Below are 22,098 nucleotides of genomic sequence, written 5' to 3' on the forward strand. Positions count from 1 at the left end.
TTGAACAACCCGACGCCGTTGCTGCCGGCCATTCCGCCGAACATGCCGCAGGTCAAGCCCAACCGTTTCCTGCGCTGGCTGGCGCGCTGCACGCTGCGCATGGGCGGCTGGAAAGTGACCGGCACCCTGCCGGATGTGCCGAAAGTGGTCTTCATCATCGCCCCGCATTCGTCCAACTGGGACGGGCTGTGGGGCATGGCGGCGAAGATCGCACTGGGCATGAAAGTGAAGGTGCTGGGCAAGGCCTCGCTGTTCTGGTGGCCACTGGGCCCGCTGCTGCACAGGCTGGGCGTGATCCCGCTGGACCGCAGCTCGCCGCAGGGCACCGTGGGCCAGGCCGTGGACCTGCTGCGCAACAACGAGAAGATGTGGTTCGCGATCACTCCGGAAGGCACCCGCAAGGCCGTCAAGGAATGGAAGGCCGGTTTCCTGAAGATCGCGCGGATGGCCGACGTGCCGATCCTGGCGGCGTACTTCCACTATCCGGAGAAGATCATCGGCATCGGTCCGGTGTTCACGCCGACCGGCGATGATGCCGCCGACATGGCCGCCATCCGGGAGTTCTACCGGCCCTGGATCGGCAAGACCCGCGGCACGGTCTGAGCCGATCGCTGCCGGCAGCGTAGACGCCACGTCCGGCACATGCCGGGCGCCCGTGACAGGAGTAGGGTGGACGGCTGCCATCCCGTACCGTCTGCCCAAGGAGCGTTTTACATGTCGCGTACCGTAGTCCTGGCCGCCGCCATCAGCCTGGCGCTGGCGGCCTGTTCCGGCAAGGAGTCCACCCCCGTGTCCGAAGCCCAGAAAGCACCGGCCCAGCAGCCGGCCGAAGCCTCCACCAACCCGCTGCTGACCGCCAGCAGCCTGCCGTTCCAGGCACCGCCGTTCGACAAGATCAAGGACAGCGATTACCTGCCGGCCTTCGAAGAAGGCATGCGCCTGCATCTGGCCGACGTGCGCAAGATCGCCGACAGCGCCGAGCCGGCCACCTTCGACAACACCATCGTGGCGATGGAGCGCAGCGGCGAGACCCTGACCCGCGTGTCGCGCATCTTCTTCGGCCTGGTCCAGGCCGATACCAACGATGCCCGCCAGAAGATCCAGGAAGAAGTAGCGCCGAAGCTGGCCGCGCACCAGGACGAGATCAACCTCGATCCGAAGCTGTTCGCGCGCGTGAAGTCGCTGTACGACCAGCGCGAGACGCTGGGCCTGGATCCGGTGCAGAAGCGCCTGGTCGAGCACTACTACGACGGCCTGGTGCGCTCGGGCGCGCAGCTGTCCGACGCCGACAAGGCAAGCCTGCGCAAGCTCAACGTGGAAGAAACCACGTTGTCCACCCAGTTCCACACCCGTCTGGTGGCTGCAACCGCCGCTGCCGCGGTGGTGGTGGACGACAAGGCCAAGCTGGCCGGCCTGGACGAGGGCGCGGTCAACAATGCCGCCGCCGCTGCGAAGGACCGCAAGCTGGACGGCAAGTTCCTGCTGCCGCTGCAGAACACCACCCAGCAGCCCGTGCTCGGTTCGCTGACCGACCGCGACCAGCGCGCCGCCGTGCTGAAGGCTTCGGAAACCCGTGCCGAGCGCGGCGATGCCAATGACACCCGGCAGACCGTGCAGCGCCTGGCCCAGCTGCGTGCGCAGAAGGCCAAGCTGCTCGGCTTCGACACCTTCGCCGACTACCAGCTGGGCGACCAGATGGCCAAGACCCCGGCCGCCGCGCTCAAGCTGCTGACCGACACCGTGCCGGCCGCTACCGCCAAGGCGCGTGCCGAAGCCGGCGAGATCCAGAAGGTGATCGACGCGCAGAAGGGTGGCTTCCAGGTGGCCGCCTCGGATTGGGACTTCTACGCCGAGCAGGTGCGCAAGGCCAAGTACGATCTGGACGAGTCGCAGATCAAGCCGTACTTCGAGCTGGACAACGTGCTGCAGAACGGCGTCTTCTACGCCGCCACCCAGCTGTACGGCATCACCTTCAAGCCGCGTACCGACATTCCGACCTACAACCCGGACATGAAGGTGTACGAAGTGTTCGACAAGGACGGCACCTCGCTGGCCCTGTTCTACACCGACTACTTCAAGCGTGACAGCAAGTCCGGTGGCGCCTGGATGGACGTGTTCGTCGAACAGGACGGCCTGACCGGTGCCAAGCCGGTGGTCTACAACGTCTGCAACTTCACCAAGCCGGCCGCTGGCCAGCCTGCGCTGATCAGCTTCGACGACGTCACCACCATGTTCCATGAGTTCGGCCATGCACTGCATGGCATGTTCTCGAACGTGAAGTACCCGTCGATCGCCGGCACCGCCACCTCGCGCGACTTCGTCGAGTTCCCGTCGCAGTTCAACGAACACTGGGCGCTGGACCCGAAGGTGTTCGCCAACTACGCCAAGCACTACAAGACCGGCGAAGCGATGCCGCAGGAACTGGTCGACAAGATCCTCAAGGCGCGCAGCTTCAACCAGGGCTATGCGACCACCGAGTACCTGTCGGCCGCGCTGCTCGACCTGGCCTGGCACACGCAGAAGGCCGATGCCCCGCTGCAGGATGTCGGCGCCTTTGAAGCCAGCGCGCTGAAAAAGTTCAAGGTCGACCTGCCGCAGGTGCCGCCGCGTTACCGCACCACCTACTTCGACCACATCTGGGGTGGCGGCTATTCGGCCGGCTACTACGCCTACTTCTGGGCGGAAGTGCTGGACCATGACGCCTACCAGTGGTTCACCGAACACGGTGGCCTGACCGCCGCCAACGGCCAGGAATTCCGCGACAAGATCCTTTCGCGCGGCAACAGCGTGGAGCTGTCGACCCTGTACCGCGATTTCCGCGGCAAGGACCCGTCGGTGGAACCGCTGCTGAAGTTCCGCGGGCTGAAGTAAGCGCGGCCTGAAGTACGAAAGAAAAAACGGCGGGGGCAACCCCGCCGTTTTTCTTTGCGTCGATGCCATCGACGGATTCCGCAGTTTGTCGCTCATCCACGCATGGCGTGGATCCATGTGTCGACCAAGGTCGACACCTACCAAGAGCAGGCCATGCCATTCCGACAGTTCGCGGAAATCTGTCGAAGGCGGGGTGGGTCCGGTTGCGGGGGCGTGAGCGCCATGGATGGCGCGACCGAGCTTACATGGACGTACTTGCAGCGTCCCCCGCAACCGGATCCACCCCGCCATCCCACGGAAATCCAGCCTCTGCTGTTGCTGTTGAGGTTGCCGGCCAGCGGCCGGCACTACCGGGTGCCGGGCGCAGCCCGGCCATCAGGTCCCTACGTGCACCCGGTTCGCCTGCTCGGCCAATCCCAGGTGATCCAGCGCGATGTCCAGCGCCAGCACATAGCTCTGCGCCCCATACCCGGCCGCGATCCCCAATCGCTGACCCACGCCCGCCGGCAGGCACGGCTCGGCCACCGCACCGTCGTCATGCACTTCCACGTACGCGTTGTGCAGGTACGGCAGCAGCCGCTGCAGGCGCAGGCTGTCGGCACATGCGCCCGGATCGAGCAGCGTCACCTCGCCACGGCTGTGGTCGGCCACGCGCAGCGCGTCCAGCAGTTCCTGTTCCGAACCGCAGGCGCGGATCGCCACGCTGGTGCCCGCATCGATCGCACGATGCACCAGTGATTTCAGCACCGGCGCCGGCAGCGGCGCGGCGGTACGGATCAGCGCGCCAGCCGCTTCCGGGCCACGGATGATGAAGATCGACATGACTCAGCCCTCCCGTGCCAGGCGGCGGCCGACGATGGCCAATGACAGCGGATAACCCGCCTGCTGGCTGCGCTGGTCGACCACCACGGCGGCCGGGCCATGCTGCAGGCGCAGGCGCGCTTCCAGACCGGGCTGATGGGGAGACTGCAGTTCGATGTACTCCGCCGGCAGACCGTCCAGTGCCGCCTGCAGCGCACCGCCCTCGGCACACCATTGCGCCTCGTCGGCGACGCCGACATCAAGCAGCACCCAGTCCGCGCTGCGCGCCTGCGGCTGGCACAGGCACTGGCGCACATCGGCCAGGCTGGCGCAGTCGGTGCACAGCACCGGATGGCCGGACAACTCTGCCGGCAGCAGCGGACGCGGCAGCGACGGCGACGCATGCCGGATCACCAGGAGGGTCATACAACACCTTGCGCAAAGCGCCCTGCGGCGCGGTAGGCACACGATGCGCGTGGTGGCCGTAAAGGTTCGATGCCCCGTGCCGGGCCTGGGCGTAAAACCTGCGTAACCCCTCCTGTAGCGCCGAGCCCATGCTCGGCTTGCTCGACGCTACGGAACAGCAGCCGAGCATGCGCTCGGCTCTACAGGATGCGGGCGCGGGAACCTCTTCGGGCCTGATGTGGTCTGATGCCGATACCACCCACCCGGAGCCTGTCATGGATGCTGTTGCCCGCCCCCCGTTTTCGCAGCGCACGCTTGCCTGGCTGAAGAAAGAAGCGCTGCCACTGCTGGTGATGCTGGGCCTGCTCGCCGCCGCCCGCGATACCCTCGCCAACCACTACGTCGTGCCCAGCGGCTCGATGCAGCCGACGCTGCAACCGGGTGACCGGGTGGTGGTGGACATGCGTGCCTACGGCCTGCGCCTGCCGTTCACCAGCAAGGAATTGCTCGGTACCGGCACGCCGCAGCGTGGTGAGGTGGCCGTGTTCGATTCACCGGCCGACGGCACCCGTCTGATCAAGCGCGTCGCCGCCGTGGCCGGCGACCACGTGCAACTGCACGATGGTCACCTGAGCATCAACGGCCAGCCGCTGCAGATCGCTGACCTGGCCGATACCGAAGCCTTTGGTGAGCGCCGCGCCAGCCTCGACCTGGACAGGGGCGGTGGCCCGGACATCGCGGATCTGCAGGTGCCCGCCGGCAAGGTGCTGGTGCTGGGCGACCATCGCGGCAACAGCTTCGATGGCCGCTTCTTCGGCTTCGTCGATGCGGACAAGATCTACGGCCGTGCGGTGGCGGTCTATTACCGCCGTGGTGACGGCTTCGAATGGCAGCGGCTGTAAGCTGAATCGATATGCCAGAAGTATCAATCCTGACCTAGCAGGTTATGGATCGACTGGATGGACGGGCCTAGTCTGAGGCCCGTCCCCTCCATTCCGGCCGCCCCCACGGCTCACCGCCCCCCATGACTGGCGAAACTCCGGCGGCCCTTGCCGACCGTTTCCGTACTGACCACGCTGCCGCCGACACCCGCATCCAGCAGGGAACGCCGGCCTTCCGCCGCACCGCGCTGGCACTGTTCCTGGCCGGCTTTTCGACCTTCGGCCTGCTGTACACGGTGCAGCCGCTGCTGCCCGAGTTCAGCCGCCACTTCGGCGTGTCCGCTGCGGGCAGCGCGATGTCGCTGTCGCTGACCACCGGCACCCTGGCCGTGGCCATGCTGCTGGCCGGCCTGTTGTCCGATGTGGTCGGCCGGCGCCCGCTGATGATCGTTGCATTGCTGGCCTCGGCGACGTTGTCGCTGTGCACGGCCCTGGTCGATGACTGGGCCACCCTGCTGGTGCTGCGCACCCTGCTGGGGCTGGCGCTGAGCGGCGTACCGGCAGTGGCGATGACCTATCTGGTCGAAGAGATGGACAGCCGCGCGCTGGGCCTGGCGATGGGCCTGTACATCGGCGGCAATGCCATCGGGGGCATGAGCGGGCGCCTGCTGGCGGGCATCATCGCCGACCATTGGGGCTGGCGCTGGGGCATCGGCGTGGTCTCGATCATCGCCGTGGCCAGCACCGTGCTGCTGTGGCTGCAGCTGCCGCCGTCGCGCCACTTCCAGGCGAGCCGCAGTGGCCTGCGCCAGTTGCCCGCGCGCTGGCGCACGCTGTTCGCCGACCCTGGCCTGCCGTGGTTGTTCGCCACCTCGTTCGTGCTGATGGGCGTGTTCGTCACTCTCTACAACTACCTCGGTTACCACCTGCTGGCGCCGCCGTACCAGCTCAGCCAGACGGTGGTCGGGTTGATCTTCAGCGTGTACCTCGTCGGTACCTTCAGTTCGGCGTGGATGGGCCAGCAGGCGACGCGCTATGGGCGCGGCCGCATCCTGTCGATCTCCTTCGGCCTGATCGCCGCCGGCATCGTGCTGCTGGCGATGCCGTGGCTGTCGGCGATGGCGGTGGGCATCGCGCTGGTGACGTTCGGTTTCTTCGGTGGCCATTCGGTGGCCAGCAGCTGGGTCGGCAGCCGTGCCGGTTCGATGCGAGCGGAAGCGTCGGCGCTGTACCTGTTCGCCTATTACCTGGGCTCGAGCGTGCTGGGCGGCGTGGGCGGCCTGGCCTATGCCGCGTGGGACTGGCTGGGCGTGTGCGCGTTCGCCGCGCTGCTGACCCTGATCGGCGGAGGCATCGTGTGGGCGCTGCAGCAGCGCGCGCCGCAGCCGGTGACGGCCTGATCCTGCTCTGGTAGATGCCGACCTTGGTCGGCGTTGTGCTCCTGGGCCAACCAAGGTTGGCCACTACCGGGTGCGATGCAGCTCACTCTTCGGCAAACGCCTCGCGCAGCAGCCCGGCGAAATTGCGGATCAACGGCGTCACACCCTCGCGGCGCCACGCCAGCTGCACTTCCGAATGCGCACCGGCATCGGCCAGCGGCACGAAGCGCGCACCCTCCACCCGGATGTGATCGCACGACGAAGGCAGGATCGCCGCGCCGAGGCCGGCTGCAGCCAGGCTGATCAGCGTCGAAGCCTCACCGGCCTCCTGCACGATGCGCGGCGTGAAGCCCGCCGCAGCGCACAACGCGATCATGTGGTCATGGATGCCGGCCCCGGCGCTGCGGCGGAATGCCACGAACGGTTCCTGCGCCAGATCGCGCAAGGCCAGCGTGCCGCCTTTCGACAGGCGGCGCAGGGCAGGGTGGTCGGCATGCAGGATCAACGCCAGTGGATCGACGAACAGGCTGTGCGCCACCAGCTCGGCCGGCAGCGTGCGCTTGCGGATGATGCCCACGTCCAGTGAGCCATCGAGCAGCGCATCGATCTGCTGCAGGGTGTTCATCTCGCTCAGCTGCAACCGCACCTGCGGGTACTGCTGCCGGTACTGCAGGATCGAACGTGGAATCTGCGGCGACAACGGCGTAGCCCGGGTCAGGCCGATACGCAGCTCACCCTGCTCGCCCCGCTGCGCGCGCTGCACTTCATCCACCGCCGATTCCACCTGCTGCACGATGCTGCGCGCCCGTTCCTGCAGCAGTTCTCCGGCAGCCGTCAGCTGCACACGTCGATGGCTGCGCACGAACAACCGCGCGCCGATCAGTTCCTCCAGCTGCCGGATCTGCTGGCTGAGCGGCGGCTGTGACATCCCCAACCGCTCGGCTGCCTGGCCAAAGTGCAGCGTATCGGCAACGGCGAGGAAGTAACGCAGATGGCGCAGTTCGATGGACATGCATGCAGTCTATCCAGCCCGACCCCGCGAGTCCTCATCCACGCATGGCGTGGATCTACCGTGTCGACCAAGGTCGACACCCACCAACAGCAGCACAGAACGCCGTTCCGACAGCCGCGGGAACCTGTCGGAGGCGGGGTGGGTCCGGTTGCGGGGGTGTCCGCGGCATGGATGCCGCGGCCAAGCCCCCAGGGATGGGTTCACGGCGTCCCCCGCAACTGGACCCACCCCGCCATCCCACGGAATCCCCGCTGTTGCCGTTGATGTTGCCGTTGCCGTTGCCGTTGCCGTTGATTCGGCAGGTGCAGGGCGCAGCCCTGCCGGCAACCCTCACCGCTCCGAATGCCCGCTCTGATCGTAATCGCGCGGACTGAACAACTCCGGCTGGATCAGCTCGACAAACGCCCGCGCCTGCGCCGACAGCGCCTTGCCGCGGCGCACGATCACCCCATAACTCCGCTCCGGGAACCAACGCTTCATCGAGCGTGCGGCCAACCGCTCGTGGTCGGCATCGTTCAGGCACAGCGCCGGCACGATGGAAATGCCCATGCCCATCGCCACGTACTGCTTGATCACTTCCCAGCCGCCCACCTCCAGCGCAACGGTGTAGGCGATGCGGTGGCGCTGGAACACCTGGTCCACCAGCCGGTAAGTGATCTGCCGCTTCGGCGGCAGCACCAGCGGGTAACGGGCGATGTCGGCCAGTTCCAGCTCGTCACCGCTGGCCAGCGGATGGTCATGCGGGGCGATCAGCACCTGTTCGAAACGGTAGGCCGGGGCGTAGCTGAGGTCGGCCGGCACATCGGTCATCGAGCCGATCGCCAGGTCGGCGGCATCCTCGCGCAGCAGGTCGGTCCCGTCGGCACTGATGGCGTTGTGCAGGGTCAGGCGAACGTCGGGGTAGTGCTGGCGGAAGCGTTCGACGATCTTCGGCAGCAGGTACAGGATGGTCGAGCTGTTGGCGGCGATGTTCAGCTCGCCCGCGTCCAGCCCGCGCACCTTGTCGCGGAAGCGCGCTTCCAGGCCGTCCAGGCTTTCCACCAGCGGCTGCGCCATTTCATACAGCAGCTGGCCCTCGCGGCTGGGCACCAGGCGCCGGCCGCTACGCTCGAACAGCGGCACCCCCAACTCACGCTCCAGCGCCTGCAACTGCAGGCTGATGGCCGGTTGGCTGACGAAAAGCGCCTCAGCGGCCCGTGAGACCGAGCCTAGACGCACGGTCTGACAGAACGCGCGCAGCGGCTTCAGCCGATCGGATTTGTAGGAAAAACGGGGACTTGGCGAGGTGCGCGTGGTCATGGCGTCACAAGTATTAGCACAAGTTATGTAAATCATTGCAAAAACTGTTTTGCCAAATACAGGGCTGCGGCCGCACGGTGGAGTCGTTCCCCCACGCTGGAGTCCTCCCATGTCCGCCGTCGCTTCCGCTGTTCCTTCCACCGCTGCCAAGGCCACGCCGGGCATCGCCCTGGCGACCCAGGTGGCGGGCCAGGCCACCGTGCTGCCGGCGCCCTTGCTGGCCCTGCTGGTGTCCCTGCACCGGGCAGTGGAACCCGGCCGGCAGGCGCGGCTGCAGGCCCGCCGCGAGCGCCAGGCATTCTTCGACCAGGGCGGCTTGCCGGACTTCCGCCAGGACACCACCGCGATCCGCAGCGGTGACTGGACCGTGGCGCCGCTGCCGGCCGCGCTGCAGGACCGCCGTGTTGAGATCACCGGGCCGACCGACCCGAAGATGGTCATCAACGCGCTGAACTCCGGCGCCAAGGTGTTCATGGCCGACTTCGAGGATTCGACCTCGCCGACCTGGCGCAACCTGCTGGCCGGTCAGCAGTCGCTGGCTGCCGCGGTGCGCGGCGACCTGCAGTACACCGCACCGGCATCCAACGGCAAGGCGGGCAAGCATTACGCGCTGCGCCCCTACGACGAGCAGGCGGTGCTGATCGTGCGTCCGCGCGGCTGGCACCTGGACGAAAAGCATGTGCGCGTCGATGGCCAGTTCCTCGCCGGCGGCCTGTTCGATGCGGCGGTGTTCGCCTTCCACAATGCGCGCGCGCTGCAGTCCAGGGATCGTGGCCCGTACTTCTACCTGCCCAAGCTGCAGAGCATGGAAGAGGCGGCGTTGTGGGAGACCGCGCTGTCGCACATCGAAGGCATGCTCGGCCTGCCGCACGGGCAGATCAAGGTGACCGTGCTGATCGAAACGCTGCCGGCAGTGTTCGAGATGGACGAGATCCTGCACGCCCTGCGCGATCGCATCGTCGGCCTCAACTGCGGACGCTGGGATTACATCTTCTCGTACCTGAAGACCTTCCGCCGCCACGCTGACCGCGTGCTGCCCGAGCGCGGCCAGGTGACCATGACCCAGCCGTTCCTGAAGGCGTATTCGGAACTGCTGATCCAGACCTGCCATCGCCGCGGCGCACATGCGATGGGTGGCATGGCCGCGCAGATTCCGATCAACAACGATGCCGCCGCCAACGAGCAGGCGATGGCGCGGGTGCGTGCCGACAAGCTGCGCGAAGTGACCGCCGGGCACGATGGCACGTGGGTCGCGCACCCGGCGCTGATTCCGGTGGCGATGGCGATCTTCGACGAACACATGCCCACGCCCAACCAGCACCACGTGCTGCGCCAGGATGTGCGCGTGGGCCGCGATGAACTGATCGCGCGTCCGCCGGGCACGATCACCCGCGCCGGCTTCGAAGGCAATGTCGAAGTCTGCGTGCGCTACCTGGCCGCGTGGCTGGACGGCAACGGCTGCGTGCCGATCCACCACCTGATGGAGGACGCAGCGACCGCCGAGATCAGCCGCAGCCAGCTGTGGCAGTGGCTGCACACGCCGGGCCAGCAGCTGGACGACGGCACCGCGATTGATCTGGCACTGCTCGATACCACCCTGGCGCAGCTGCCCGCGCGCCTTGGCGATACCTCGGCGCTGCCCGGTGGCGGCCGCATCGAAGAAGCCATCACCCTGCTGGCCGAGCTGAGCCGCAGCAACGAACTGACCGATTTCCTGACCCTGCCGGCGTACGCGCGCATCGACTGATCGCTGCACGCCACTTTCCTCGCCGCTTCCTTCCCCGCTGCATCCGCACGAACCGAACTGGAGATAGACATGAGCACGCTGCCCACTGCCGAACAGATCCAGCACGACTGGGACACCAATCCGCGCTGGGAAGGCATCCAGCGCAACTACAGCGCCGCCGACGTGGTGCGCCTGCGCGGCACCGTCCATATCGAGCATTCGCTGGCCCGGCTGGGTGCGGAAAAGCTGTGGAAATCGCTGCATGAGCGCGACTTCGTCAACGCGCTCGGCGCGCTGACCGGCAACCAGGCCATGCAGCAGGTGAAGGCCGGGCTGAAGGCGATCTACCTGTCCGGTTGGCAGGTGGCGGCCGATGCCAACCTGGCCGGGCAGATGTACCCGGACCAGTCGCTGTATCCGGCCGATTCGGTGCCGGCGGTGGTCAAGCGCATCAACAACACGCTGCTGCGCGCCGACCAGCTGCACCATGCCGAAGGCAAGGATGACATCGACTTCCTGCAGCCGATCGTGGCTGATGCCGAAGCCGGTTTCGGCGGCGTGCTCAACGCCTTCGAACTGATGAAGGCGATGATCGAAGCCGGTGCGGCCGGCGTGCACTTCGAAGACCAGCTGGCTTCGGTGAAGAAGTGCGGGCACATGGGCGGCAAGGTGCTGGTGCCGACCCGCGAGGCGATCGAGAAGCTCAACGCCGCGCGACTGGCCGCCGACGTGCTGGGCGTGCCGACCCTGCTGGTGGCGCGTACCGATGCCGAAGCCGCTGATCTGCTGACCAGCGACATCGACGGCAACGACACGCCGTTCGCCACCGGTGAGCGCACCGTGGAAGGCTTCTACAAGACCCGCAACGGCCTGGACCAGGCCATCAGCCGTGGCCTGGCGTATGCGCCGTATGCCGATCTGGTGTGGTGCGAGACCGGCAAGCCGGACCTGGAATTCGCCCGGAAATTCGCCGAGGCGATCCATGCGAAGTTCCCGGGCAAGCTGCTGGCCTACAACTGCTCGCCCAGCTTCAACTGGAAGAAGAACCTGGACGACGCCACCATCGCCAAGTTCCAGAAGGAGCTGGGCAGCTACGGCTACAAGTTCCAGTTCATCACCCTGGCCGGTTTCCATGCGCTGAACTACGGCATGTTCAACCTGGCCCATGGCTATGCGCGCCGGCAGATGAGCGCCTTCGTGGAGCTGCAGGAAGCCGAGTTCGAAGCGGCCGAGCGTGGCTTCACTGCAGTCAAGCACCAGCGCGAGGTCGGCACCGGCTACTTCGATGCGGTGACCCAGGCGATCCAGCAGGGGCAGTCCTCGACCACCGCGCTGACCGGTTCGACCGAGGAAGAGCAGTTCCACGGCGAGCGCAGCGAACGCGCCGCGTGATCCGGTAGGGCCGGCCGCTGGCCGGCAACCACACGGTGCTCCGGGCGCTGCGTGGCAGCCGGCCAGCAGCCGGCTCTACCGGGGCTGCGGATCCGATCAGGGTGGCCAGGGAAGGGCCAGACGACGCCGGCAGATCGGGGGATCTGCCGGCGTCGTTGTATCTGTGGCCGCTGCGAAAATCGGCGTCGCGGCCACGCCAAGATATTGAAATGGCTTGCTTTCCCTCTGCCACCAATACGCGTGAATGGGGCATTTCCCTGTGGATGAGGCAGAGCGCTGCGTCTTCACAAAAATGAGAAGCGGCGCACAGTTTGATTCACTGATATGCTCCGCGGCTCACCAGGGGACGCTGGCGGCGGGTGCAGGGAATGACCGGCAGGGGTGCGGCCGAGAACATCGACACGACAACCGGTATCGCCAAGGTGGCGATGGCCGAGATCGTGCACGCGCTGCTCTCCGAAGAAGAGGTTGCCCTGTTCGCCCGGTTCGCCCAGCCCTGCAGGCTGCAGGCGGGCCAGTGGCTGTTCCATCGCGGCCACCGCGGCGAGTGCATGTACATCATCCTCGAAGGCCTGATCGAGCTGGATTTCGGCGAGGACCTGGTGCTCAAGACGCTCGGCCGGCATGAATTTTTCGGTGAGCTCGGCCTGTTGATGGGAGACCATCTACGCAGCGCCAGCGCGCGGGTGATGGCCGACTGCCACGTGCTGGAACTGGGGCCGGCGGATTTCCATCGCCTGGTCGAGTCCGACCCGGGCCTGGTGGCCTACTTCCTGCGACGCACGATCCTGCGCGTGCTGACCAACGAGCAGGCCCTGATCAGCCAGCTGCGGCGGCGCAACCATGACCTGGAAGCTGCGCTGGACAACCTGTACATCACCACCCACCAGCTGACGCACACGCGTGAGCTGGTGCGCACCGACGAACTGACCGGCCTGCACAACCGCCGCGGCCTGGCCCTGTACCTGCAGGAATGCCGCACGCAGGAAGAAGGGCCCCCACAGGCCCTGCTGCTGATCGACTGTGACCGCTTCAAGCAGATCAACGACCGCCACGGCCACCAGGCCGGCGATCGGGTGCTGCAGAGCATGGGCAACATCCTGCGCTCGATGGCCGGCGAGCACGACCTGGCCTGCCGCCTGGGCGGCGACGAGTTCTGCCTGATCCTGCGCCGGGCCAACGTCGAGATCGTGCAGCACGCCGCCGAGTTCATCCTGAGTGCGGTGCACGGCCTGCTCGAACGCAGCCATGGCACCCCGCACGTCAGCCTGGCCAGCATCGGTGCCAGCCTGCTGGCCCCTGACGCGGACTGGAGCGAGTGGTACGCTCGCGCCGATCGTGCGCTGTACCAAGCCAAGCGCGCAGGCGGCAACTGCCTGCGGTGGACCGATGGTCCGGATGGACACTGAGCGGAGATCCAGGCGATGAATGGCGACAACGGAACGTCGGCCCCGCATAACGCCCAACTGCGGGCGCTGCTGTTCACCGACCTGTGCGATTCGCTGCAGCTGGTGGAGCGTATCGGCGATGTCGCCGCCGCCGAATTCTTCCAGCAGCATGACCGTCTGGTCCTGGGGCTGCAGCAGCAGTGGAACGGCCAGCTGATCGATCGCTCCGATGGCTTGTTCGTTCTGTTCGAACGCCCCATCGATGGCATCGGTTTCGCCATTTCCTACCAGAATGCGGTCGACGCGATGGGCCACGAGCGCGGCATCGTGCTGCGCGCTCGCGCTGGTCTGCACGTGGGTGACGTGCTGCTGTGGGACAACAGTGCCGAGGCCGTTGCCCACGGCGCAAAGGCGGTGGAGGTCGAGGGCCTGGCCAAGCCGATGGCCGCGCGTTTGATGCAGCTGGCGTGGCCTGGGCAGGTGCTGCTGTCCTCAGCGGCCGAACAGATGGCGCGGCGGGCCGACAGCGAGTTGCCTTGGGCGGCGGACGAACTGCGTTGGAAGGACCATGGGCTTTGGCGCTTCAAGGGCATTGGCGAGCGCCAGCATGTGTTCGAAGTCGGCATCCGTGGCCGCGCGCCGCTGCGCCGGCCGCGTTCGGGCGACAAGGCCTGGCGGGATCTGCCGCTGTGGCGTCGCCCGGCTGCGCTGTTCACCGAGGCGACGCTGGCGGTGGCGCTGGCCGTGGTGATGTGGACGCTGCTGCGGCCGGCGCCGGCAATCGCATTCGCCGAGCGCGACTGGGTGATCCTGGCGGCGGTCAGCAACAGCACGGCCTATCCGCAGCTGGATTCCAGCCTGGAACAGGCGCTCTACATCAGCCTGGGGCAGTCGCGCTTCGTCAACATCCTCAGTGAACTGAAGGTGCGTGACACCCTGCAGTTGATGCAGCGCCCGGCCAATGCACGGCTGGACCGCGCCCTGGCGATCGAGGTTGCGCTGCGCGATGGCGCGCGTGCGGTGCTGATGCCCACCGTGCTCGAGCTCAACGGCAAGGTACGGGTGGGCGTGGAGGTGGTGGACCCACGCACTGGGCAGACGGTGTACACGCATTTCGCCGATGGCAACGGCCTGGATTCGATCCTGGCCTCCACCGATACCGTGGTGAAGGCACTGCGCAGCGACCTGGGTGAGGCGCTACACGATGTCAGCCGCGAGCAGAAACCCCTGCCCACGGTGGCTACCGCCAATCTTGATGCGCTGCATGCCTACGCCAAAGGCAGCGATGCGCTGGCACAGGAGCGTTTCGATGAAGCGCTGCTGTTCTTCCAGCAGGCGACCCGCCTGGATCCACAGTTCACCTTTGCCTACATCGGGCAGATGCGGCTGCAGTACGCCATGGGCAACGTGTCGGCGGCCGGCGAACTGTACCGTCAGGCGGTGTCGGGGCGCACGCGGTTGAGTGCGCGCGACCAGCTGTATCTGGACGCCTGGGGTGCGGACTTCAGTGGCGCTCCCCCGCAGCGCAGTGCGGAAAAGTGGCGGATGCTGACCCAGCTGTATCCGGATGATCCGGCCGGTTGGATGAATCACGCGATGGCCCTGTTTGCCTATGGCGACTATGACGGCGCGTTGGCCGACATGATGCCGCTGTTGGAACGCCATCAGACACATCGCGCGCTGGTCCTGTCCTTCGTTGGCCGCACCCAGCTTGCGCGTGGCGAGGTCAAGGCCGCCGTCGCTGCGTTCAAGGAAGCAGGCGCGTTGCCGAACTGGCACGGCGACATGCTGGAGGCGGTCGCGCTGCTGCTGGATGGCGAGGTACAGAAGGCGCACGAGCGCAGTGAAGCCATTACCTCTCGCGGGCTCGGCGCGCGCATGGAGTACGGCGGACTTCTCGCCCTGCAAGGTCGGGTCAACGATGCGGCCGCTGAGATGACGCAGGCCGTCGAGCAGTGCGCGAGTGTGCCGGAGCTGTGCGACATCCTGGCCCTGCAGTCACTGGCATGGACTGCACAGGCCGGCGGCAGCGGTTCCCGAGTGCAATACGCACGGTTGCTGGACCGTACCCTTGCGGCAGTCGATGAGGGAGTCGGTGCGGCACCGCGTCATCGGGCTTTCATTGCGCTGTCCGTGGCCTACCACCTGCAGCGCGCCGGCCTGGACGCCGAGCTGCGCTCCCGCCGGCCTGCACTGCAGGCGTTGGTTGAACGCAGCACCGACCCGCGGCTGCAGGAATTGTGGCTGCTGCTTCGCGCGCGTGGCGAACTGGACGCCGGCAATGCAGAGGCCGCTTCGGCACTGTTGAAGCCGCTGGCCAACGGCACGCTGTACCAGTGGCATGTACTGCAGCTGGATATCGATCGCGCGCTCGGCCGCGATCAGGCCGTGCAGCGCCGGGAGCGCTGGTTGCGCCAGCGCACGGGCATGGCCTTCGCCGAAGACGCCGGTGCCCTGGTCCTGCTGCCATTGAACGTGGCCGATGCGCGCCGGCTGGCCGATGCGGCCAGCGCGCAGCAGGCAGCAGGCGCACCCTGAGGGTGGATCAGTCCTGCAGCCCCTTCAGGCCGCTTTCGAACATGAAGGGCACCTTGAACGGTCCGGTCACGGCCAGGCGTTCGCTCAACAGCGCCGCCGCCCGGGCAAATTCTTCCTTGCCGCCCAGCGAGTCCAGCGGCGTGTTGCACGCACCAACGCTGTCAGCATCTGCGCCCAGCGCAATCAGTGCCTTTGCCGGGTCGGCAGCGAAGGCACTGCGGAAGGCATCGTCGCTGGAAAGGTGCTTGAGCAGGGTCTGGACCACTTCAGGGGAGAGAGGAGCACGGGACATGGTTCACTACCGGCAGGGAGGGGAAAAAAACAGTATCGGCTGGACGCAGCGGGAATTGATGGTGCGTGTCGGCCACCACGCTATCATCGCCGGCCACCCACGCTTCCGGATGCGCATCGAATGAACTTCCGTCGCTGCAGGACGATGATCGTCGAACCGGTGGAGCGAGCGCATTTCGACCTGGATGCGCTGCTTGCCGGCGGCAGTGGCGTTGGCTTCGAACAATCCCTGCAGGTACGCGCCGCACATCTGCCGGCGCCATGCACGGTCGACGCGGTCAGCTGCCTGTGGCTGCTCCAGTGCAGCGCGGAGCAGTGGCAGCCACTACCGGCAGAGCCGCAGGCACGGCAGCGTGTGCTGGCGCTGCTGGAGCAGGGGCTGCTGGTCAGCGACGATCCGGCGCATGCCGGGGCAGCAGCGGTCGAACAGCAGGTACGTGACAGCCAATGGTGGCCGCTATCGGCGCTGCACTACCAGCACTCGCGGTGGGATGGCGTGGACAGTGTCGGCGACATGGAGCGCAGCCAGCTGATGACCGCGCAGGACTTGGTGCGCAGCTTCGGCCCGCCGCCCGCCGAAGCGCCGGCCCGTCGGTCCGATGCGCGGCCCTTGCCGCGCTGCGATGAGGACCCGATGCAGGCGCAGCTGCAGGCGCGTGCGACCTGCCGCAATTTCGACGATGCGCGCGCTGTGCCGTTGCCGATGCTGGCCCGGCTGCTGCAGCAGGTGCTGATGGCGCAGGCGCAGGTGGAAACCGAACCGGGGGTGCGCTTCCTGAAGAAGAACATTCCGTCGGCCGGCAGTCTGCATCCATTGGAAGCGTATGTGGTGGCGCGCAACGTGGAAGGGCTGCCACCGGGCCTCTACCACTACCATGCCACCGCACACGAACTGGGCCCGATAGCGGTACCGCCCGGCGACCTGGACAGCTTCTGCCAACGCCTGCTGGCGGGTCAGCACTGGTTCGCCAACGCGCCGGTGCAGCTGATCCTGGTATGCCGCTTCGAGCGCATGTTCTGGAAGTACCGCGGCCATGCCAAGGCCTATCGCGCGCTCACTCTGGATGCTGGCCACGTATCGCAGGCGATCTACAGCGCGGCAACCGCGCAGGGGCTGGGCGCATTCGTCACCGCAGCGATCAACGAGGCCGAGGCCGAGCGGGGGCTTGGCCTGCAGCCGATGGCCGAGGGCGTATTGGCGGTCTGTGGCGTTGGCTGGCGTGCAGCGGAGCGGGTGACGGCCGAACTGGACCCGCTTGGCCAGGTGTGGCCGGTCACGCGTTGATCGACAACGCGTGACCGGACGGCATCACGCCGCTTCGAAATCCACCAGCACCGCGCCATCGCCCACCTGGTCACCGGCCTTGGCACGATAACCCTTCACCGTGCCATCGGCCGGTGCCTGCAGGGTGTGCTCCATCTTCATCGCTTCCAGCACCACCAGCGGCGTGCCGCGCTTCACCTGCGTGCCTGCCGCCACCAGTGTCGCCACGATCTTGCCGGGCATCGGTGCCAGCAGGCTGCCGGCGTCGGCGCTGGCCTGTTCCGATTCGCCCACCGGGTCGTGCAGGGTGAAGCGGTGCTGGCCATCGTCGCCGAACAGGTACAGCTGGTCGCCATCGCGCTGCAGCTGCAACCGCCAGCGACGCTCGTCCAGCTGCACCGACAAGGTGTGGCCATCGGCACGGCCGACGACCTGCTTCGGTGCGGCGTCATCGCACTGCACGCGCCAGCCATCGGCCGTGACCCACACCTTCAGCGTGTGCGCCCGCTCTCCCTGCTGCAGCGGCACCACACGCGCGGTAGGCGCGCCCAACCGCCAGCCATCCTGTGCCTGCCACGGCGAATGCGGGTCGCGCACATCGGCGGCAGCGGCCGGTGTGCTTGCTACCGCGGCGATCGCTGCCAGTTCCCACAGCGCCTGCTCACCGTCACCGGTCACCGCCAGTGCGGCCTGCTCACGCTCGATCAGCGCGGTATCCAGCTTTGCATTCGCGAACGAATCGGTGTGCAGCAGGCGGCGCAGGAAGCCGGCATTGGTGGTCACGCCCACCACCTGGCAGTCGGCCAGGGCCTGGCTCATGCGCCGCAGCGCGGCGTCGCGGTCCACGTCCCAGACGATCAGCTTGGCAATCATGGGATCGTAGTACGGGGTGATGCTGTCGCCTTCCTCCACACCGGTGTCTACCCGCACGTTCGCCGACGGGGTCGGCAGGCGCAGGCGGCGCAGGGTGCCGGTGGACGGCAGGAAGCCACGGTCGGCATCTTCGGCGTACAGGCGCGCTTCGAGCGCATGGCCTTGGATGGTCAGTTCGTCCTGGCGCTTGGGCAGCGGCTGGCCGGCTGCAACGCGCAGCTGCCATTCCACCAGGTCGGTACCGGTGATGAACTCGGTGACCGGATGTTCGACCTGCAGGCGGGTGTTCATTTCCATGAAGTAGAAATCGCCGTCCGGGCCGGCGATGAACTCCACCGTGCCCGCACCCACGTAGCCCACCGCGCGCGCGGCATCGACGGCGGCCTTGCCCATCGCGGCGCGGCGGTCGGCGCTCATGCCCGGGGCCGGCGCTTCTTCCAGCACCTTCTGGTGGCGGCGCTGTACCGAGCAGTCGCGCTCGAACAGATACACCGCCTCGCCATGGCCACCGCCGAATACCTGGATCTCGATATGGCGCGGGCGCTCGACATACTTCTCGACCAGCACGTGGTCGTTGCCGAACGCCGAGGCTGCCTCGCGCTGGCAGCTGGCCAGCGCATCGACGAAGTCCTCGCTGCGCTCGACCTTGCGCATGCCCTTGCCGCCGCCACCGGCGCTGGCCTTGATCAGCACCGGGTAGCCGATGCCGTCGGCCTGGGTGCGCAGGAACTCCGGCGCCTGCTGGTCGCCGTGGTAGCCCGGCGTCAGCGGCACGCCGGCCTTGGCCATCAAGGCCTTGGCCGCGCTCTTGTCGCCCATCGCGCGGATCGCACTGGCGGGCGGACCGATGAAGGTGATTCCCGCCGCGACGCAGGCGTCGGCGAAGTCGGCGTTCTCGGACAGGAAGCCGTAGCCAGGATGGATGGCCTGCGCGCCGGTGCGGCGTGCAGCATCGAGGATGGCATCACTGCGCAGGTAGCTCTCGCGCGCGGCGGCCGGGCCGATGTGGATGGCCTCGTCGGCCAGGCGCACATGGCGTGCATTGCGGTCCGCATCGGAATACACCGCCACGGTGGCGATGCCGAGGCGACGGCAGGTGGCGATGACGCGGCAGGCGATCTCGCCGCGGTTGGCGATCAGGACTTTGCTGAACATGGCAACAGACTCGGTCATGGCACAGGTCACATGCGGAACACGCCGAAGCGCGTCTGCTGCGGGGGAGCGTTGAGGCTGGCCGACAGGGCCAGAGCCAATACCCGGCGGGTATCGACCGGATCGATCACACCGTCGTCCCACAGCCGCGCACTGGCGTAATACGGGTGGCCCTGCTGTTCGAACTGGTCGCGGATCGGTGCCTTGAATGCATCCTCTTCCTCGCCCGGCCACTGCCCGCCCTTGGCCTCGATGCCATCACGCTTGACCGTGGCCAGCACGCTGGCGGCTTGTTCGCCGCCCATCACGCCGATGCGTGCGTTCGGCCACATCCACAGGAAGTTGGGCGAGTACGCGCGGCCGCACATGCCGTAGTTGCCGGCACCGAACGAGCCGCCGATCACCACGGTGAACTTGGGTACCTTGGCGCAGGCCACCGCCATCACCAGCTTTGCCCCGTCCTTGGCGATGCCGCCCTGTTCGTACTTGCGGCCGACCATGAAGCCGGTAATGTTCTGCAGGAACACCAGCGGGATGTTGCGCTGGGTGCACAGCTCGATGAAGTGCGCACCCTTCAGTGCGGACTCGGAAAACAGGATGCCGTTGTTGGCGATGATGCCGATCGGATAGCCATGCAGATGGGCGAAGCCGGTCACCAGCGTGGCGCCGTAGCGCGGCTTGAACTCGTCGAAGCGCGAACCATCGACCAATCGCGCGATCACCTCACGCACGTCGTACGGCTTGCGCGTATCGGCCGGAATCACCCCGTACAGTTCGTGCGCCGGCAGCAGTGGTTCTTCCACCGGCTGCAGCGCCATTGCTGCTTCGGGCTTGCGCCAGTTGAGCTGGGCGATGATCGCGCGTACCCGTGCCAGTGCCTGCAGGTCGTTGTCGGCCATGTGGTCGGCCACGCCGGAAATGCGCGTGTGCACATCGGCACCGCCCAGTTCTTCGGCCGTCACCACTTCGCCAGTGGCCGCCTTCACCAGCGGCGGGCCGCCGAGGAAGATCGTGCCCTGCTCGCGCACGATCACCGTCTCGTCGCTCATCGCCGGCACATAGGCGCCACCGGCGGTGCAGCTGCCCATCACGCAGGCGATCTGCGGAATGCCCTGCGCGGAGAGATTGGCCTGGTTGTAGAAGATGCGGCCGAAATGGTCGCGGTCGGGGAACACCTCATCCTGCAACGGCAGGAAGGCGCCACCGGAATCGACCAGGTAGATGCACGGCAGGTGGTTCTGCTCGGCGATCTCCTGCGCGCGCAGATGCTTCTTCACCGTCACCGGGTAATAGGTGCCGCCCTTGACCGTGGCATCGTTGGCCACGATCACGCACTCCACACCGCTGACGCGGCCAATGCCGGCGACCACGCCAGCAGCGGGCACGGCGTCGTCATACATGCCGTGCGCGGCCAGCGGCGCGATTTCCAGGAAGGCGCTGCCCGGGTCGAGGAGGGCATCGATGCGGTCGCGCACCAGCAGCTTGCCGCGTGCGGTGTGCTTGGCGCGCGCCGCTTCGCTGCCGCCAAGGGCGGTGCGGGCGAGGGTGGCGTGCAGGTCGTCGACTACGGCCTGCATCGCCGCGCGGTTGCTTTCAAACGTATCGCTGCCCGGTTGCAGCTGGCTGCCTAGGATGCTCATGGGGTGCCTTACAGGGTGCGCTGGAACAGTTCGCGGCCGATCAGCATGCGGCGGATCTCCGAAGTGCCGGCGCCGATTTCATACAGCTTGGCGTCGCGCCACAAACGGCCGGTCGGGTATTCGTTGATGTAGCCGTTGCCGCCGAGGATCTGGATCGCCTGGCCGGTCAGCCAGGTCGCCTTCTCGGCGGCGTACAGGATCGCGCCGGCCGCATCCTGGCGGGTGGTGCGGCCCTGGTCGCAGGCGCGCGCCACCGCATACACATAGGCGCGGCAGGCACCCAGGCCCACGTACATGTCGGCGATCTTGGCCTGGATCAGCTGGAAACTGCCGATCGGTTCACCGAACTGGTGGCGTTCGTGCACATACGGCATCACCACGTCCATCGCGGCGGCCATCAGGCCCAGCGGGCCGCCGGACAGCACCACGCGCTCGTAGTCCAGGCCGGACATCAGCACGCGTACACCGCCGCCGACCGCACCCAGCACGTTCTCTTCGGGAATCTCACAGTCCTGGAACACCAGTTCGCAGGTGGGCGAGGAGCGCATGCCCAGCTTGTCCAGCTTCTGCGCGGTGGAGAAACCCTTCATGCCCTTCTCGACCAGGAAGGCGGTAATGCCCTTGGCACCGGCCTCGACATCGGTCTTGGCGTAGACCACCAGCACGTCGGCGTCGGGGCCGTTGGTGATCCACATCTTGTTGCCGTTGAGCACGTAGCGGTCGCCGCGCTTGTCCGCGCGCAGCTTCATCGACACCACGTCCGAACCCGCGCCCGGTTCGCTCATCGCCAGCGCACCGATCTTGGCGCCGCTGCACAGGTCCGGCAGGAAACGCTGCTTCTGCGCCTCGGTGCCGTTCTTGCGCAGCTGGTTCACGCACAGGTTCGAATGCGCGCCGTAGGACAGGCCGATGCCACCGGAAGCACGCGAGACTTCTTCCATCGCCACCACGTGGGCCAGGTAGCCCATGCCGGTGCCGCCGTATTCTTCTTCCACGGTCAGGCCCAGCAGGCCCTGCTCGCCCAGCTTGGGCCATAGTGCCAACGGGAACTGGTTGGTCGCATCGGTCTCGGCCGCGAGCGGCGCGATCTCGGCAGCGGCAAAATGGGCCACGCTCTGGCGCAGCAGGTCGATATCTTCGCCGAGGTCGAAGTTCAGGGATGGCACGTGCATTGCGATGGCTCCAC

18 protein-coding genes are annotated in these 22,098 nt (G+C 67.0%); 10 read left to right on the plus strand and 8 right to left on the minus strand.

The features are described 5' to 3' along the window. On the plus strand, positions 1–603 hold the full coding sequence (locus QP457_RS01145; RefSeq protein WP_205405698.1) for a lysophospholipid acyltransferase family protein: 603 nt from the start codon (positions 1–3) through the stop codon (positions 601–603). A 111-nt stretch (positions 604–714) separates the two neighbouring features. Beyond that, positions 715–2,871, plus strand: coding sequence for a peptidyl-dipeptidase Dcp (gene dcp / locus QP457_RS01150; RefSeq protein ID WP_176019336.1), 2,157 nt, complete (start codon positions 715–717; stop codon positions 2,869–2,871). A gap of 375 nt (positions 2,872–3,246) precedes the next feature. Here the strand turns inward: dcp and QP457_RS01155 are convergent, their stop codons facing one another. Together QP457_RS01155 and QP457_RS01160 are read right to left on the minus strand one after the other, a co-directional pair. Next, positions 3,247–3,693 (minus strand): hypothetical protein, encoded by a 447-nt coding sequence (locus QP457_RS01155; protein ID WP_025875822.1) that lies wholly within the window; start codon positions 3,691–3,693, stop codon positions 3,247–3,249. Between the two features lie 3 nt (positions 3,694–3,696). Further along, the gene (locus QP457_RS01160; protein ID WP_205405699.1) at positions 3,697–4,098 is read right to left on the minus strand and encodes a hypothetical protein; all 402 of its coding nucleotides are present in this window, start codon (positions 4,096–4,098) and stop codon (positions 3,697–3,699) included. A gap of 254 nt (positions 4,099–4,352) precedes the next feature. On the opposite strand from QP457_RS01160, the gene lepB reads away from it, so the two are divergent. Next, entirely contained in the window at positions 4,353–4,979 is a 627-nt protein-coding gene (lepB, locus tag QP457_RS01165) for a signal peptidase I (protein WP_099819572.1), read from the plus strand. Between the two features lie 122 nt (positions 4,980–5,101). Further along, the gene (locus QP457_RS01170; RefSeq protein WP_205405701.1) at positions 5,102–6,358 is read left to right on the plus strand and encodes an MFS transporter; all 1,257 of its coding nucleotides are present in this window, start codon (positions 5,102–5,104) and stop codon (positions 6,356–6,358) included. 82 nt (positions 6,359–6,440) lie between these two features. Here QP457_RS01170 and QP457_RS01175 read toward each other — a convergent pair whose 3' ends face one another. Continuing rightward, entirely contained in the window at positions 6,441–7,349 is a 909-nt protein-coding gene (locus tag QP457_RS01175; RefSeq protein ID WP_205405703.1) for a LysR family transcriptional regulator, read from the minus strand. Between the two features lie 330 nt (positions 7,350–7,679). Continuing rightward, complete coding sequence (locus QP457_RS01180; RefSeq protein WP_205405704.1) at positions 7,680–8,648, minus strand: LysR family transcriptional regulator; 969 nt, start codon at positions 8,646–8,648, stop codon at positions 7,680–7,682. 109 nt (positions 8,649–8,757) lie between these two features. On the opposite strand from QP457_RS01180, the gene aceB reads away from it, so the two are divergent. From aceB to QP457_RS01200, 4 genes are all read left to right on the plus strand, one after another. Then, positions 8,758–10,395 (plus strand): malate synthase A, encoded by a 1,638-nt coding sequence (gene aceB, locus QP457_RS01185; RefSeq protein WP_205405705.1) that lies wholly within the window; start codon positions 8,758–8,760, stop codon positions 10,393–10,395. 69 nt (positions 10,396–10,464) lie between these two features. Continuing rightward, a complete protein-coding gene (aceA, locus tag QP457_RS01190) occupies positions 10,465–11,766 on the plus strand; it encodes an isocitrate lyase (RefSeq protein ID WP_100554403.1) in 1,302 nt (433 codons plus the stop codon). 368 nt (positions 11,767–12,134) lie between these two features. Next, positions 12,135–13,175 (plus strand): GGDEF domain-containing protein, encoded by a 1,041-nt coding sequence (locus tag QP457_RS01195; RefSeq protein ID WP_180164502.1) that lies wholly within the window; start codon positions 12,135–12,137, stop codon positions 13,173–13,175. A 15-nt stretch (positions 13,176–13,190) separates the two neighbouring features. Then, positions 13,191–15,692 carry a putative peptide modification system cyclase gene (locus QP457_RS01200; RefSeq protein WP_205405706.1) on the plus strand — a complete coding sequence of 834 codons (2,502 nt, stop codon included), beginning with the start codon at positions 13,191–13,193 and terminating at the stop codon, positions 15,690–15,692. Between the two features lie 7 nt (positions 15,693–15,699). Here QP457_RS01200 and QP457_RS01205 read toward each other — a convergent pair whose 3' ends face one another. Continuing rightward, positions 15,700–15,984, minus strand: a complete 285-nt coding sequence (locus QP457_RS01205) for an NHLP-related RiPP peptide (protein ID WP_180164498.1) — start codon at positions 15,982–15,984, stop codon at positions 15,700–15,702. Between QP457_RS01205 and QP457_RS01210 the strand changes: the two genes are divergently transcribed. Next, positions 15,983–16,108, plus strand: a complete 126-nt coding sequence (locus QP457_RS01210; protein WP_257216062.1) for a hypothetical protein — start codon at positions 15,983–15,985, stop codon at positions 16,106–16,108. The genes QP457_RS01205 and QP457_RS01210 overlap by 2 nt on opposite strands. Next, positions 16,105–17,268: a putative peptide maturation dehydrogenase gene (locus QP457_RS01215; RefSeq protein ID WP_205405707.1), complete on the plus strand. Its 1,164-nt coding sequence runs from the start codon at positions 16,105–16,107 to the stop codon at positions 17,266–17,268. Before QP457_RS01210 ends, QP457_RS01215 begins: the two co-directional genes overlap by 4 nt. 24 nt (positions 17,269–17,292) lie before the next feature. Here the strand turns inward: QP457_RS01215 and QP457_RS01220 are convergent, their stop codons facing one another. The 3 genes from QP457_RS01220 to QP457_RS01230 are packed head-to-tail and all read right to left on the minus strand — an operon-like array spanning position 17,293 to position 22,084. Continuing rightward, positions 17,293–19,275, minus strand: a complete 1,983-nt coding sequence (locus tag QP457_RS01220) for an acetyl/propionyl/methylcrotonyl-CoA carboxylase subunit alpha (RefSeq protein WP_205405708.1) — start codon at positions 19,273–19,275, stop codon at positions 17,293–17,295. 26 nt (positions 19,276–19,301) lie between these two features. Beyond that, on the minus strand, positions 19,302–20,912 hold the full coding sequence (locus tag QP457_RS01225) for a carboxyl transferase domain-containing protein (protein ID WP_180164492.1): 1,611 nt from the start codon (positions 20,910–20,912) through the stop codon (positions 19,302–19,304). A gap of 8 nt (positions 20,913–20,920) precedes the next feature. Continuing rightward, a complete protein-coding gene (locus QP457_RS01230) occupies positions 20,921–22,084 on the minus strand; it encodes an isovaleryl-CoA dehydrogenase (RefSeq protein WP_089241527.1) in 1,164 nt (387 codons plus the stop codon). Positions 22,085–22,098: the final 14 nt, after the last annotated feature.

Origin of the sequence: Stenotrophomonas sp. As-7 (genome assembly GCF_030291015.1) — a bacterium.
Classification (GTDB): Bacteria; Pseudomonadota; Gammaproteobacteria; order Xanthomonadales; family Xanthomonadaceae; genus Stenotrophomonas; species Stenotrophomonas lactitubi.